Source organism: Mesorhizobium cantuariense (genome assembly GCF_042647205.1).
Classification (GTDB): Bacteria; Pseudomonadota; Alphaproteobacteria; order Rhizobiales; family Rhizobiaceae; genus Mesorhizobium; species Mesorhizobium cantuariense.
In genome coordinates this window covers 7,874,424-7,889,328 of record NZ_JBHRVD010000001.1, presented here as the reverse complement: position 1 = coordinate 7,889,328, position 14,905 = coordinate 7,874,424, and the positions used below count along the sequence as shown (strand labels likewise).

Sequence of the window (14,905 nt, the reverse complement as noted above, 5' to 3'; positions counted from 1 at the left end):
TGACGCGACAGTTGACACAGGAGGCGCACATGGCGACTACGGCGGATAAGGTCGTTACGGAAACGAGAAGCGGCGGTCTCCAACGGGTGGAGGCACTGCTCGGCGGGTCCCGTATATTGTCGCGTCGATTGACCAGTGCACTTGATGCGCATGAACTGCTTCTAAGCGGTCTGCCGGCCTCGGCGCTAAACCATCTCGTCGGACAACTGGTCTTCATTGACAAGACGGCGTCGCTCGAAAAGGCGGTTGGTATGAGCCTGCGAACCTGGCAGCGTCGCAAAGACGCTCCATCCAAGCCCCTTAGCCAGGAGCAGAGCGGACGGACTTGGAAATTCGCAGAGATCCTGGCGAAGGCGACGGATGTCCTCGGCACGCAGGCGGAAGCTGAACAATGGTTGGAGCGCCCGGCGATCGGTCTCGACCAGCGCCGTCCGATCGATCTGCTGGGCACTCCCGCCGGCGTGGAGCTGGTCGAAGACTATCTCGAGCGGCTTGAATACGGCGTCTATGCATGACGCCTCTGCCAATAGCGCTCGGAGGAACGGAACTCATTGCGTGGCGGCTCGACCAGGCCGTCCATGCCGCGACATGGAATAGTGGCGAAGGTGCCTATCGGGTCGGCGGCCGCTGGAACAGCAAGGGCGTAAGAGCTGTGTACTGCTCGATCGATCCCGCCACGGCTATCCTCGAAGTCGCCGTGCATAAGGGTTTTCGCGCCCTCGACGCAGTTCCCCACACGCTAACGGCCGCTGTCATCAGCGATGCATCGGCTATACATGTCGTCGATCCTGCAAGCGTGCCCAATCCGAACTGGCTGCGCCCCGGCATACCAAGCGCGGGTCAGCAGGCATTCGGGAATGACCTTCTGATGAAGCATCGCGTGGTGGCGATGCCGAGCGCGGTCTCTTCATACAGCTGGAACTTGATCTTCGTGGCGAGCGTAGCGGCAGGTACCTATGCGCTGAGGCTCCAGGAAACTTTTGCTCTTGACACAAGGCTGCATCCCCCGGCCGGCCGCTAATCTGGCCGCGTGGGCGCTATACTCAAATCGCCGGCTCACCCGGGCGTCGCAGCCAAAATATCTGCGGCTTGGAGCGGCCAGCAGGGTAGCCATCAAAGCTGGCCAACGTCACCGCACGCATCATCGGCCGAAACAAGTTTGCGCTGATCGGCCCGCCAGCGGATTTGATTTTCTTGGTGATCGCCCATCCTTAGGGCAAACTGCCTGCCGGGGCGCCAGGAGGAGAAATGAGAGCACGCGCAGCAACGCTTGGGGATCTGGAGGATGTCTTTCGCGGTCTGTCCAAGCGGATGTCGGACGAATACGTGGCCGCCGGCAAGGACAGCAAGATCGCCTACGACAATCTGATGATGAATTTGAAGGAGGGCCGTGCTCACGCGCTTGTCGAGGGCGACAAGGCCGTGGCGATCATCGCCTGGCATGAGAACAGCGACGCCGCCGATACGCTGTTTGCCGCGCAGGAGGATTTCTTCCGTGCGGCGACCGTCCGCTTCTGCAAGCGGCATATCAGGCACATCCAGGCGCTTGCCGGCAACCTCCCCATCCACTCGCGCAGCTGGCTCCAGGGACCTGACGTCGCCAGATGGTTTGGCGTCATCGGCTATGTCGATCGCGGCCAGGAGAACGGCGCCACACTGTATGAGCTGCCGCCGGCTCGCATCGGCTAAGGATCCCTGGCTGGTGAAGGTCTCACCCTGGCAGCAAACGCCGCCTCCACCTCGCCATCGCCCGCACAGGTTCGTCGACGCGGGTCACCGTCTTCGGCTCCAGGCGCCGTTGCTCGGCGGCCTTTTGAACTGCCTACGCAAGCGGCTTGCACCAGGCGCCGATTGGCGGGATGTTATAGGAGGGCAACCGGGGGGCAAACCGGCACGCCGAGATCGATATGGCTGCTGGAAAATGTCACGAGCTTGCTTCGCCTTTCTTGCCTTTGTTGCCTTGGTGAGGCCGGTAGAGGCAGGCGACTGGATGTCTCATCTGCTTGACCGCTCAAGCCTGGCGACCGCCTATTTTCGCCAAGCGGATCTTGTGACCGCATACACGACCGCAATGGCGCGCTTCCGTCTGCAGCTCGCAGGGCGTGCCGGCGAAACCAACCTTGCGGTCCCTCTCGAACCACTGCTTTTGCGGGCGGAATTCCGTGCGCGGACATGGCGCTCGGCGGACGGCAGCCTGTTGCAAGGCTTCGCCGGCAAGGGCGGCTTCCGGCTGACTATCGGGAACTGCCTGGCGCTCATCTGCGCTGCCAGCGAATGCAGCGATGCCGGTTGGCCGGTTTACGCCTGCAGCGACGGAGGCAAGCGCAAGATGTCCGTCACGGACTTTGTGACGGCAAACTTCGGCGGCGTCTCCTACCGCCGATTGAGCGCCTCCCCTTCACAGGAATGACAGCGTGAGGCGCCGACCGTCTTGCTGCAGCGTTCAGCAAAGGGCGGTATCCTTCTCCCTCACTGCAAACGCCGCCTGCACCGCGCGATTGACGGTGACCGGCAGGATCGACATGTGGTTTTCGCCGGCATGCAGTTCGAAGCTCGCGCGCATGCCCGGGAGAGCATCAAGGCGCTCCGCCATGGCCCGTGCGAATTCGTCGGTGCGTGTCACCTTCTTCTGCTGCAGGCGCTTTTCCTCGTCCTCGGCACCAATCTGGAACGGCGCCAGCTTCTCCGTCTCGTATTCGCCAGCCGACAGGATCATGGTCGCCGTCAGGCCATCGGGAACGGCGGCCTCGAAGGCTTCGAGAAAGCGGTCGATGGCACGGTCTTCCCAATAGAAGGCGGGGCTCGCCGCGATCCAGGTCTGGAAGGCAAAGGGCCGCGTGAACAAGGCGTAGAGGGCAAACAGGCCGCCGAAGGAATGGCCGTAAAGCGCCTGGCGGCTTGCATCGACCGTGACCCGACTGGCGACCCATGGCTTCAGTTCGTCCTCGATGAAGGCAAGGAATTCTCCTGCCCCACCGGTCCGGACTTCGGGCGTGCCCTCGTAGAAGGGCGGATAGGTCTTGCCCGGCGGCGGGCCGAGATTCCATGAGCGGCGCAGCGGATCATAGGCGCCCTCGATGGGATAGCCGATGGCGACGATGACGCCCCAGCCGACATTGGTGCCCGTGGGATAGAAGGCCTGCGCGCGCATGGCGTCGACCGCTGTGCCGATGACGGCGTTGCCGTCGGTCATGTAGAGCACAGACCAGCCAGCCTCGGGCACTGGCCCGGACGGCACATGCAGGAATATCCGCCAGGGCGCGCCGCCCTGCGCCGGGACAAAGTCGTGGACTGTCGTGTCGGCGATCAGGGCTGGCATCGACTTGGACATGGATATCTCCACAGGGCAAAAGGTCAGCGGCGACGCAGCAGCCACATCAGCACCGGGCCGCCGATCAGCGTGGCGACGAGACCGGCCGGGATCTGACGCGGGAAGATGGCGGTGCGACCGATCCAGTCGGCGGCGACCATGATCAGCGCGCCGCCGAGCACCGCGCCAATGGCCTGCGGCAGCGCACGGGAAAGGCCGAGACGACGGGCAAGATGCGGCGCCATCAGGCCGATGAAGGTCAGCGGACCGACGATCAGCGTCGAGGCGGCGGTGAGTGCGGCGACCACCAGCAGCACGAGAAGCCGCGTCCTCTTCAGGTCAATGCCGAGGCCCTGAACGGCGGCGGGGCCGAGCGGCAGGATGTCGAGCCAGCGCATGAAGAGAGGCGCGAGCGCGAAGAGGCAGACGGCGAGGCCGCCGGTCAGCAGGGCGGCGCCGACATCGACGCCATAGGTCGAACCGGTGAGCCAGTTGAGCAGCAGCATGGCGCGAGGATCGCCGGTGGCGGTGAGCACCAGGATCAGCGCGTCGAACAAGGCGGTCAGAGCAACGCCGGCGAGCAGCAGCCGCTCCGGCGCATAGGCGGCACGGCGGCCTGTCGCCAGCGTCACCAGCAACGCGGCGAAGGCGCCGATGGTTGCTGCCGCCGTCTGAAGCGGGCGTCCTGCATCCGAGAGCGCAAACAGCGCCACCATCATGCCAAGGGCGGCGCCGGCGCTGATGCCCAGCACTTCGGGGCTGGCCATCGGATTGCCGGTCAGCCGCTGCATCATCAGCCCGGCGAGTGCCAGCATGGCGCCGGCACTCAGCGCTGCAAGCACGCGGGGCCACCGCCACGACAGCAAAGGCCGTAGCTCGTCGCCGAAAGCGAAGGTCCAGCCATGCGGCCCCGGCCCATAGAGCAAGGCCAGCCCGAGCAGCAAAAGCAGAGCCAAGCCGATCGCCGCCAGCAGGAGGCCGGGCCGGTTTGCGCGCGGCAGGCGCACGGCCGCCAAAGCCGGGGTTTCCAACCCAAGCGCAAGACGCGGCAGCAGCCAGAGCAGCAGCGGCGCACCGAGAAGTGCTGTGATCGCTCCAGTCGGCAGCAGGTCGCCTTGCGGTCCAGTGGCGATCTGCACGGCCTGGTCGGCAGCCCACAGCAACGCGCCGCCGATAAGCGGCGCCATCACCAGCTGCTGGCCCAGCCGGCGGGCGCCACCAATGCGCGCAAGGGTCGCCGCTGCCAGGCCAACAAAGCCGATGACGCCGACGGCGGCAACGACAAAGGCGATCAGCGCGACGGCGGCTGCCAGTCCGGCGAAGCGATAGGCGCCGAGCGGCACGCCAAGGCTGCGCGCGCCTTCATCGTCAAGGCCAAGCAAGGTCAGCGGCCGCACCATGAGAAAGATCGCCAGCGCGGCAGTGCCGATGCGTGGCAACAGCCACAGCGTCGTCGACCAGTCCTGCTGGCCGAGCGAACCGGCGCCCCAGATGAACAGGCTGGCCAGCCATTCATGCCGCAGCACAATGAGAGCAGCACCGATGGCGCCGGCATAGAGGCTGACCACAAGTCCCGCCAGCACGACCGAAAGCGGCGACAGGCCCTTGTGCCAGGACAGAGCGAAGACGGCGGCAAGAGCCATGAATGCGCCGGCCAACGCCACCCATTCGCGGCCGAAGGCAAGCAGGGACGGCGACAGCAGCGTCGCCAGTGCCAGCGCCAGATAGGCGCCGGCCGAGACGCCGACCGTTTCGGGCGAGGCGAGCGGGTTGCGCAGAACCTGTTGCAGGACCGTTCCAGCAAGCCCAAGTGCCGCGCCGCACAGAAGGCTGACGGCAAGCCTGGGCAGGAAGGCGTAGTGGACGAGCACCTGTCGCATATCATCGATGTCGGGGGCGGCGAGCGATTGGAGCCAGAGCGCCGATGGCAGCTGCACCGTGAGGTTTGAAACGGTTGCCGCTGACGCCGCCGCGAGCAGCATCGTGCAAAGCAGAATCGCGCCTAGCGGCTGATTGCCAAAAAAGCTCCATGGGGAGGCCCGGCCGGCCGACGCAGGCTTCCCCCCTTGGGCAACGGCCACAGCATCCTCAGCCACGGGCGGCCTCCGCGGTCATCGCCGACGCCAGGACCCGAGCAAAACGGGTGGCGGACGGAAGCGCGCCGAACATATGGACGGCGGGAAGGCGCATGATCGAGCGGCTGCGCACGAAAGGCATGGCGTTCCAGACCGGACTTTCGGTCAGCGTGCCGCCGGCGCCCTCGGGCAAGGGTTCGAGATAGACGAGGCGCGCGTCGCTGGATGTCGCCAGCCCGTCGATGCCGACGGTCGAAAACCCCCAATAATTGGTCTCGGCCGTCCAGGCGTTGCTGAGCCCGATGCGGTCGAACACCTCCTGAAACAGGCTTTTCCGGCCGTAGACGCGCACATTGCGCGGGTCCATGAAGCTAACGACATAGATCGGCCGCGCCGAAAACGGCGCCAGCTGCTGCTTGATCTCCAGGAAACAGGTCTCCGTTGCCGCGATCAGCGCCTCGCCTTCGCTTTCCTTGCCGACAAGCCTGGCAAGCTGGCGCGTTGCCTCGACGGCGCGCTGATAGGGCTGCCCGGCTTCGGTATAGAGCCCGATCGTCGTCACCGGCGCCACGCGTTCGAGCAGCGGCTTGATGCCGTCGAGATAAGGCATGGCCAGGATGATGTCGGGCCTGAGCTGCTGCAGCAATTCGAGATTGGGTTCGAGCAGCGTGCCGACATCGGCGATCTCGGGCGGCAGCGGCGGTTCGACCACCCAGGTCTCCCAGATGTCGCGACCGGCAATGGCGACCGGGCTGACACCGAGCATGAGCAAAGTCTCGGCCAGTCCGTCATCCAGGCAGACGATGCGCAGCGGCTTCGCCGCGGCAGATGGCGATGCAATTGCGGCGAAGGGCAGAACGAAAAGTCCCAGTGCGCCGCGCCGGGTGATCCGGCCGCGGAGACGGTCAGCCCTGTGGGATTCAAGGACCGCCATTACCGCGCAGCGCCTGTGCGGAAAGCCGGCTGGGCGTGGATTTCAGGCACGGTTTTTCTCCAACACGACGCGGTTCAAAAATCTGGCTGTCGGCAGCCGATGGCCGGTTGACTATGAAACATGACTTTAATAGTCAACATTGAAGATGACTAAGCGAGTCAACAATTTGAAATTGGCGCAGGGCGGATCGACCCTGCGCGCATTGCAGGCATGAGGGGTATCGAGATGGAGTTGAGTGCATATCGTGTGGCGCGTCGGCGAAGCCGGGCCCAGGGCCTCGTGGTCGCATCGCTTTCCACCCTACTTTGCACCCAGGCCCTTGCCCAGGATGCCGCGACCGAGCTCAACCCGATCAATGTCGAGGGACAGAGCGACAGCCCGGTCGGACCGGATGACGGCTATATCGCCAGGAACACCACCACCGGCTCGAAGACCGCCACGCCGCTGAAGGAAATACCGCGCTCGATTTCGGTGGTGACCCGCAAGCAGCTCGACGACCGCCAGCCGGGGCAGCTTGAGGACGCCTTGTCCTATCTTGCCGGCGTCACCATTTCGCCATGGGGCATCGACGATCGCTTCGACCAATGCCTGATTCGTGGCTTCGACCTCTGCACGTCGGCGATCTATCGCGACGGGCTGCCGCAGAAGGTGATCGATTTCTCAGGCTTCAAGATCGAGCCCTACGGGCTGGAGCGAATCGAGGTGCTGAAGGGACCGTCCTCGGTGCTCTACGGTGAGAACGAGGCTGGCGGCATGGTCAATGCCGTCACCAAGCGGCCGACGGACAAGCCGATCTATGACGGCTTCCTCAGCTATGGCAGCTTCAACACGGTCGAAGCCGGGCTGGATATTGGCGGCCCGATCGACGATGCCGGCGTGTGGTCCTACCGGCTGACCGGTCTGGTTCGCAACGGCGAGCTCGAAACCGATTATTCCCGCAACGACCGCATCTTCGTCGCGCCGGCGCTGAAGTGGCAGCCGGATGCGCAGACCTCGCTGACCATCCTGGCCAACTACCAGTGGGACAGGCTGACGCCGATTCAGTTTCTGCCGGCGCGATATGGCAATCTGCCGCGTAATTTCTTCACCGGCTCGCCTGGCTTCGACCGTTTCGATGCCAACCACGGTTCGATCGGCTACCAGTTCAGCCATGAGTTCGACGACCAGTGGACGGTGCGGCAAAACCTTCGCTACTCGCAGCAGGACACCGACTACCGGCAGCTCTATTATGGCGAATGGCTTGGTGGCCCGGACATGATCGACGACCATACGATGTCGCGCACCCTGTTCACGGTGGACGAGACCGCAAGGCTGTTCAACGTCGACAACCAGGCCGAATACAAGGCTGACTTCGGCGCGGTCGAGAGCAAGCTGTTGTTCGGTCTCGATTACAGCAGGCAGTCGGTCGACGGGCGCAACGGCTACGGTGAGGGTCCGCCGCTGGACACCCAGAACCCGGACTATTCGATCCCAGTCACGCCGCCGAGCCTCATCATTACGGATCGCGTGGAGACGATCGGCCAGGTCGGTCTCTATGCACAGAACCAGTCCAAGATCGCTGATCACTGGGTCCTGACCCTCGGCGGCCGGCAGGCCTGGATCGACCACACCAATTTCGACCGGCTCGACGATGCGAGCAGCTACGATCAGAAGGACCATGCCTTCACCGGCAATATCGGCATCGGCTATCTCTTCGACAATGGCCTGACGCCCTATGCCAGCTATGCCGAGTCCTTCACCACCAACATCGGTCAGTCGATGTTCGGAGGCTCCTTCCAGCCCTCGCTGGGAAAGCAATACGAGGTCGGCGTGAAATACGAACCGACCTTCTTCCCCGGCTTCATCACCGGTTCACTGTTCGATTTGCGCAAGACCAACGTCGTGACCTCTAACGGCCTGTTTCAGGTCCAGACCGGAGAAGTCCGCCATCGCGGCCTCGAAATCGAGGCCAACGCCGATCTGGCTTCCGGCCTCAGCATGACGGCGGCCTACACCTATCTCGACGCGGAGATAACCAGCGATGCCGCCGCCGTCATCGGCAATCGCCCGGCCAGGGTGCCGGAACACCAGGCATCGCTATGGGCCAATTACGAGGTTGGCAGCGGCGCGCTCGAAGGCCTGAGCGTCGGCGCCGGCGTGCGTTACATCGGCGCCAGCTTCGGCGACAATGCGAACACAGTGAACGTTCCCGGCCACACGCTGGTCGACGCGGCCCTGCGCTACAAGAAGAATGGCTGGCAGGCGGCGCTCAACGTCTCCAACCTGTTCGACAAGACCTACTATTCGACCTGCTATGAGGCCGGCAGCAACAAAGACCTCAGCTGCATCTATGGCGAAGGCCGCGTCATCAAGGGCAGCCTCAGCATGAAGTTCTGATGCAGGCCGGCCAGCCAGCCTGCCTCGATTGGCCGTGAGTGATGCGTAATCTGTCGGTGCTGGCAGCAAGGCGATTCGGCCCGCCGCAGCCCTGTGCGACGTCACGCCCACCGAAAATCGCTGCCGGCGAAGCCCCAATCCACGTCCCGCATCATTTTTCCTCCACGAATGCATTCCAGGATGGACGGTCCCACAGCCGCCTTCGGGCAGGCGCGCTCTGGATTGGATTGCCTGAAAAGGCAACGAATCAAAAAACCGGCGGCGGCCGTCGCCAGAAGGTGTAGAAGACCGTACCGAACGCATTGAAGGGAGTGCGATCGGGTTGCGCTCGGCAAGGCTTGATGGTTTGTTGCCGCCATACGGAGAATGAATGATGCGAGAGCCTGCCGGTCAAGACGAATATGGGTCGACGAATCCCTTCGATCCGGACGACCTGCCGACGTTGAACGCGATCGGTCCGAGCATGGGAAGCGGCAACGATTTCGAAAAATACGCCGTGGCCGTGATCATCGTGTTCGGTGCGCTGATCATTGGCGGGCTGATGGCCGCGTCAATGGTCTTCGGGCACCGCAACGGCTTCCTCTTCGCGCTTGGCGGCGCTACGTCTGCCTGGATATCCGGAAACGCGCTGCTGCTCGACCGGCCGCGCATCTATGCGCTGTTCGTCGGCATTGCCGCCTTGATGCTGGTTGCGTCCACCCTCACGCTGGTCTTGTGACGACCCAACCGGTTGTGAGCCAATCCACTTGAGCAGCGGGCGATCAACCCGAATCGCCGCGCTGCTCCAAGCCCTTCCTCTGAGCTATCTCAGCCTTGCCAATCTCAATATCCGAGCGCCTCGCCAGAGGCCGCGCGGCTGTCGATAGCGCCGTTGTAGCGCGCGCCGCCGCCCTTCTCAATCTCCGCCAGGCTCTTGCCGCCGACCAGGATGCCGGCAGCCTGACCCCAGGTCTGGTCAGCGAGATCGAGGTGATAGCCCATGCCGGCCAGCAGCTTTTCTGTGTCCGGCGACAGCCCGAACGGCTCGACATAGACCTTGTCGGGCAGCCATTGATGGTGGATACGCGGCGCGTCGATCGCCTCCTGGATGTTCATGCCGTAGTCGATGACGTTGATGATCGCTTCCAGCGTGATGGTGATGATGCGCGAGCCGCCGGGGCTGCCGATGACCATGAACGGCTTGCCGTCCTTGGCCACCACGGTCGGGCTCATCGATGACAGCGGCGTCTTCTTCGGCTGGATGGCATTGGCCTCGCCCTGGACCAGGCCATAGAGGTTGGGCACGCCGGGCTTCTGTGTGAAATCGTCCATCTCGTTATTGAGCAGGATGCCGGTGCCGTCGGCGACGACGCCGGCGCCGAAGGAGCCGTTCAACGTGTAGGTGACCGCTACCGCATTGCCGTCATTGTCGATGATCGAATAGTGGGTCGTCTCCTTGCTTTCGCCAAAGCCCTTCGGCATCAGGTCCTGCGACACGCCGGCCCGGAACGGGTCGATCTTGTCGCGGATATCCTTGGCATAGGTCTTGTCCAGCAGTTTCGAGACCGGGTTGTCGACGAAATCGGGATCGCCGAGCGCTGAATTGCGGTCGACATAGGCGTAGCGCATCGCCTCGACCATGACATGGACCGTCTCGGCGGAACCCGCGCCGAGATAGGATAAGGGATAGCCTTCCAGCACGTTGAGGATTTCGCAGATGATGACGCCACCTGAGCTGGGCGGCGGCGAGGAGGTGATCTCGTAGCCGCGATAACTACAGGTCACGGGCTTCAGTTCGCGGACCGCATATTGCTCGAAATCCGGCTTGGCCAGGATGCCGCCCTTGGCACCACTCGCCTTGACGATGGCATCGGCGATGGCGCCTTTGTAGAAGGCATCCGGGCCCTTTTCGGAAATGGCGGCGAGCGAGGCGGCAAGATCCGGCTGGACCAGGCGCTCGCCGATGCCATAGGGCTTGCCATCGGGTTTCATGAAGATGGCGGCCGCCGCGGGATCCTTCGCCAGCCTGTCGGCACTGTTGGCAAAAGTGGCGGCGTCGCCCTGATTGAGGATGAATCCATCCTTGGCATAGCTGATCGCCGGCGCCATCAGATCCTGGCGGGACAATTTGCCGTATTTTTCGCGGGCCATCTCCAAACCGGCCACCGAGCCCGGCACGCCGACCGCGAGATAGCCGTCGAGGCTGGCGCCCTTCACCGGGTTGCCATCCTTGTCGAGATACATGGTCTTGGTTGCTGCCAGTGGCGCCCGCTCGCGGAAATCGAGGAAGGTTGATTTGCCGTCCTTGAAGCGGATGGTCATGAAGCCGCCGCCGCCGATATTGCCGGCATTGGGGTAGACGACGGCGAGCGCATAGCCGACGGCGACCGCCGCATCGACAGCATTGCCACCCTTCTTCAAGACCTCGATGCCCACTTCGGACGCCAGATGCTGGGCCGTAACCACCATGCCGTGCTCGCCCTTGGCCGGCGCCGGTGATGCAGCGAAGACGCTCGTCAACGGCGCCAGGACGAAGGTGATGGAAAGACTGGCGGCGATCAGTGTTCGACGGTTGAGAGGCATGGCGGTTCTCCGGGCGGGGGTGCGCCTAGAAGACCGTGTTGGAATGATCGAGTCCAATAACAATTGAAGGAGCGTGAGAAAGAGCCCGTACCCGGATTGCCAACTGAATTGCGAAGGGCAATTCGGGGCAATCCGACCTCTCCCCGAGGGGAGAGGAGGTCACCAATGCGGACGCGCATCTCTTCTCCCCTCGGGGAGAAGGTGGCCGCGAAGCGGTCGGATGAGGGGGACCGGCTCGGCCTTAAACAATCCCGCCCGAACCGCCGGCGACCGCCGGGCGTTCCGCCGCGACCTTGGCGCGATAGCCCGCTGCCCGATAGGCGGCAACGGGGTCGATGGCGCCACCGGTCTTCAGCCGTGCCATGGCCAGGATCGGCTCGACGTCAGTGCGATAGGCGGCTTTCAGCGTCTGCGTCGCCATCAATGCGTCGTTGCTGTCCTGGTAGCCTTCCAGCGCCTTGCGGTCGACCAGCAGCGCCTGCGCATAGGCGCGCTGCACCTCGACCGCCGACAGCATCAAGCTTTCGATCGGGTCGGTGACGTTGTGGCTCTGGTCGAGCATGTGGGCGGGGTCGAACCCCTCGGCGCCGGAAAGTTCGGCATCGACCAGTTCGTTGAAGACAAGGAACAGCCGGTAGGGGTCGATCGAACCGGCATCGAGATCGTCGTCGCCATATTTCGAATCGTTGAAGTGGAAGCCGCCAAGTTTTTTGAACTGGATCAGCCGCGAGACGATCATCTCGATGTTGACGTTGGGGGCATGGTGGCCGAGGTCGACCAGGCAGAACGCCTTGTCGCCCAGCTCCTGCGCGATCATGTAGTTGGTGCCCCAATCCTGCACGACGGTGGAGTAGAAGGCCGGCTCGTACATCTTGTGCTCGCTGAACAGCTTCCAGTCGGCGGGCAGTCCGGCATAGACCTCCTTCATGGCGTCGAGATAGCGCTCGAAGGCTCGCGCGAAATTGACCTGGCCGGGAAAATTCGAGCCGTCGCCGATCCACACCGTCAGCGCCTTCGAGCCCAGCGTCTTACCGATCTCGATGCATTCGAGATTGTGCTCGACCGCTTGCCGGCGCGTGCCGGCATCGGCATGCGACAACGAGCCGAATTTGTAGGAGAGCTTCTGGTCCTTGGCGTCGGAAAAGGTGTTGGAGTTCATGGCGTCGAAGCCGAGGCCGAAGCGCGAGGCCGCCTGCTTCAGCCGTTTCGGGTCTGCCTTGTCCCACGGAATGTGCAAGGAGACGGTCGGCGTCGCCTGCGTCAATTGCTGGATGACGGCGCAGTCCTCGATCTTGTCGAAGATGTCGCGCGGCTCGCCGGCGCCGGGAAAGCGGGCAAAGCGCGTGCCGCCGGTGCCGACGCCCCAGGAGGGGATCGCCACCGCGAACTTCTCGACCTTGTCGCGGATAGCGTCGATGGCGATGCCGCGACGGTCGAGCCGCTCGCCAAGAGAGGCATAGTCGCGCTCGAGATTGGCCTTGCGCGCGGCATTGTCCTTGTCGACGAGATCGGCGGAGATGATGTGTTCCATCGTCCTCCTCCGCTCAGCGCGTGAACGACTGGGCGTTGCCCGCGTCGACATTGATGATGTTACCGGTCGACTTGGCCGACATGTCGGAGGCGAAGAAATAGATCGCCTCTGCGATGTCTTCCGGGAAGACCGAGCGCTTCAGCATCGAACGCGAGCGATAGTGCTCCTCCAGATCGTCGGTGGACATCTTGTAGGCGGCGGCGCGCTGTTCCTTCCACTCGCCGGTCCAGATCTTCGAGCCGCGCAGCACCGCATCCGGGTTGACGACATTGACCCTGATCTGGGCTTCCGCGCCCTCCAACGCCAGGCAGCGGGCGAGATGGATCTCGGCGGCCTTGGCGGTGCAATAGGCGGCGGCGTTGGGCGAGGCGGCAAGGCCGTTCTTCGACGCGACGAAGACGACGTTGCCGCCGATCTTCTGCACCCGGAACAGCCGGAACGCTTCCCGCGAGACCAGGAAATAACCGGTCGACAGGATATCCATGTTCTTGTTCCACAGCGCCAGCGTCGTCTCCTCGATCGGCGCCGAGGAGGCAAGGCCGGCGTTCGACACCAGAATGTCGATGCCGCCGAACTCGACCGCTGTCTCGGCGAAGCCCGAAATGACCTGATCCTCCGAAGTGACGTTGATCAGCACCGGGCGGACGAAATCCTTGCCATAGGCCTTGGCCAATTCGTCATTGGCGTTGGCGAGCGCTGTCTCGTCGATGTCGGCCAGCACGACGCAGGCGCCTTCGCGCAGCAGGCGGTTGGCCGTGGCGCGGCCGATGCCGCCGGCGCCACCGGTGACCAGCGCGATCTGGCCGGCAAGCGCCTTCGGCTTTGGCATGCGCTGCAGCTTCAGGTCCTCGAGCAGCCAGTATTCGATGTCGAAGGCTTCCTGTGCAGGCAGACCGACATAGGACGAGACGGTGGAGGCACCGCGCATGACGTTGATGGCGTTGACATAGAACTCACCTGAAATGCGCGCCGTCGCCTTGTCGCCGGCGAAGGTGAACATGCCGACGCCGGGCATCAGATAGACGACGGCATTGGGATCGCGGATGGCGGGCGAGTCCACATGCTTGCAGCTGTCGTAGTAGGCCTGGTAGCCAACGCGATAGGCAGCGATGTCGTCGGCAAGCCGCGCGATGACCGCATCGACATCGGGCTTTGCCGGATCGAACTCGATGACCAGCGGACGGATCTTGGTGCGCAGGAAATGGTCCGGGCACGACGTGCCGAGTGCTGCAAGCGGACGCAAATCCCTGGAGTTGACGAATTCGAGCACGGCGGCGGAATCATCGAAATGACCTGTTTTGTGGCTCTTTTCCGAGATCAGGCCGCGAATTCTGGGCATCAGTTTTGCCGCGATGGCACGGCGCTCAGTGGCGTCGAGCGACTTGACGACTTCACCGCCGAAGATGGCGAGGCCCTCGGAGCGGCGCTCGAACCATTCGATTGCCTGATTGATGACCGAGATCGTCGTCTCGTAGCATTCCCGGGGGGTGTCGCCCCAGGTGAACAGGCCGTGGCTTTCCAGGATGACACCCTTGGCGGCCGGGTGTTCGAGGCAGAATTTCTCCAGCCAGAGGCCAAGTTCGAAGCCCGGGCGCTTCCACGGCAGCCAGCCGATGGCGTCGCCGAAGATTTCTTTGGTCAGCGCCTTGGAATCCTTCGCGGCGGCGATGGCGATGATGGCATCGGGATGCATGTGGTCGACAAAAGGCTTCGGCACATAGGCATGCAACGGCGTGTCGATCGAGGCCGCGCGCGGATTGAGGTTGAAGGTGCAGTGCGGCAGGAAGCCGACCATTTCATCTTCGTGCTCAACGCCGCGATAAAGGCCTTTGAGCGCGCGCAGCTTGTCCATGTAGAGCGTGGCGAAGCCATCTGTTTTAATCGAAGCACTGTCGCCGCCCGACCCCTTGACCCAAAGCACTTCGGCGTTCTCGCCGGTGAGCGGATCTTTCTGCCAGATCTTGGAGGAGGTGTTGCCGCCGCCATAGTTGGTGACACGCTTGTCGGAGCCGAGTGTGTTCGAGCGATAGACCAGAAGCTCAGGGTCGCTCATCCCCAGGACTTTCGCATCATCCCACAAATTGGCGAGGCGCGAGCCGGAGCGCTTGTCGAGCATA

General features: G+C 63.4%; 12 protein-coding genes. 6 read left to right on the top strand and 6 right to left on the bottom strand.

The annotated features are described in order from the left end of the window. Positions 1 to 29 precede the first annotated feature (29 nt). From parS to ACFOJ9_RS38335, 4 genes are all read left to right on the top strand, one after another. Positions 30 to 515 (top strand): type II RES/Xre toxin-antitoxin system antitoxin, encoded by a 486-nt coding sequence (gene parS, locus ACFOJ9_RS38350; protein WP_378987447.1) that lies wholly within the window; start codon positions 30 to 32, stop codon positions 513 to 515. Continuing rightward, the gene (locus ACFOJ9_RS38345) at positions 512 to 1,021 is read left to right on the top strand and encodes an RES family NAD+ phosphorylase (RefSeq protein WP_378987444.1); all 510 of its coding nucleotides are present in this window, start codon (positions 512 to 514) and stop codon (positions 1,019 to 1,021) included. The genes parS and ACFOJ9_RS38345 overlap by 4 nt, the downstream gene beginning before the upstream one ends. Before the next feature lie 227 nt (positions 1,022 to 1,248). Then, positions 1,249 to 1,689: a hypothetical protein gene (locus ACFOJ9_RS38340; protein ID WP_378987441.1), complete on the top strand. Its 441-nt coding sequence runs from the start codon at positions 1,249 to 1,251 to the stop codon at positions 1,687 to 1,689. A gap of 301 nt (positions 1,690 to 1,990) precedes the next feature. After that, positions 1,991 to 2,410 (top strand): hypothetical protein, encoded by a 420-nt coding sequence (locus ACFOJ9_RS38335; protein WP_378987438.1) that lies wholly within the window; start codon positions 1,991 to 1,993, stop codon positions 2,408 to 2,410. Between the two features lie 33 nt (positions 2,411 to 2,443). On the opposite strand, the gene ACFOJ9_RS38330 is transcribed toward ACFOJ9_RS38335, so the two are convergent. From ACFOJ9_RS38330 to ACFOJ9_RS38320, 3 genes are read right to left on the bottom strand one after another with little or no spacing between them, the layout of a single operon-like run. After that, positions 2,444 to 3,331 carry an alpha/beta hydrolase gene (locus tag ACFOJ9_RS38330; protein ID WP_378987435.1) on the bottom strand — a complete coding sequence of 296 codons (888 nt, stop codon included), beginning with the start codon at positions 3,329 to 3,331 and terminating at the stop codon, positions 2,444 to 2,446. Between the two features lie 23 nt (positions 3,332 to 3,354). After that, positions 3,355 to 5,406, bottom strand: a complete 2,052-nt coding sequence (gene fhuB, locus ACFOJ9_RS38325) for a Fe(3+)-hydroxamate ABC transporter permease FhuB (protein ID WP_378987432.1) — start codon at positions 5,404 to 5,406, stop codon at positions 3,355 to 3,357. After that, positions 5,399 to 6,319, bottom strand: a complete 921-nt coding sequence (locus ACFOJ9_RS38320) for an ABC transporter substrate-binding protein (protein ID WP_378987429.1) — start codon at positions 6,317 to 6,319, stop codon at positions 5,399 to 5,401. Before ACFOJ9_RS38320 ends, fhuB begins: the two co-directional genes overlap by 8 nt. 225 nt (positions 6,320 to 6,544) lie before the next feature. Here ACFOJ9_RS38320 and ACFOJ9_RS38315 point away from each other — a divergent pair, with 225 nt between their 5' ends. Together ACFOJ9_RS38315 and ACFOJ9_RS38310 are read left to right on the top strand one after the other, a co-directional pair. Beyond that, entirely contained in the window at positions 6,545 to 8,695 is a 2,151-nt protein-coding gene (locus tag ACFOJ9_RS38315) for a TonB-dependent siderophore receptor (RefSeq protein WP_378987426.1), read from the top strand. Positions 8,696 to 9,065: 370 nt separating this feature from the next. Further along, a complete protein-coding gene (locus ACFOJ9_RS38310; RefSeq protein WP_378987423.1) occupies positions 9,066 to 9,413 on the top strand; it encodes a hypothetical protein in 348 nt (115 codons plus the stop codon). Positions 9,414 to 9,517: 104 nt separating this feature from the next. On the opposite strand, the gene ggt is transcribed toward ACFOJ9_RS38310, so the two are convergent. The 3 genes from ggt to ACFOJ9_RS38295 all read right to left on the bottom strand — a co-directional run bounded on the left by ggt (position 9,518) and on the right by ACFOJ9_RS38295 (position 14,904). After that, a complete protein-coding gene (ggt, locus tag ACFOJ9_RS38305; RefSeq protein WP_378987420.1) occupies positions 9,518 to 11,257 on the bottom strand; it encodes a gamma-glutamyltransferase in 1,740 nt (579 codons plus the stop codon). A gap of 241 nt (positions 11,258 to 11,498) precedes the next feature. Beyond that, positions 11,499 to 12,788: an L-rhamnose catabolism isomerase gene (rhaI, locus tag ACFOJ9_RS38300; protein WP_378987417.1), complete on the bottom strand. Its 1,290-nt coding sequence runs from the start codon at positions 12,786 to 12,788 to the stop codon at positions 11,499 to 11,501. Positions 12,789 to 12,801: 13 nt separating this feature from the next. Then, positions 12,802 to 14,904, bottom strand: coding sequence for a bifunctional rhamnulose-1-phosphate aldolase/short-chain dehydrogenase (locus ACFOJ9_RS38295; RefSeq protein WP_378987414.1), 2,103 nt, complete (start codon positions 14,902 to 14,904; stop codon positions 12,802 to 12,804). Position 14,905: the final 1 nt, after the last annotated feature.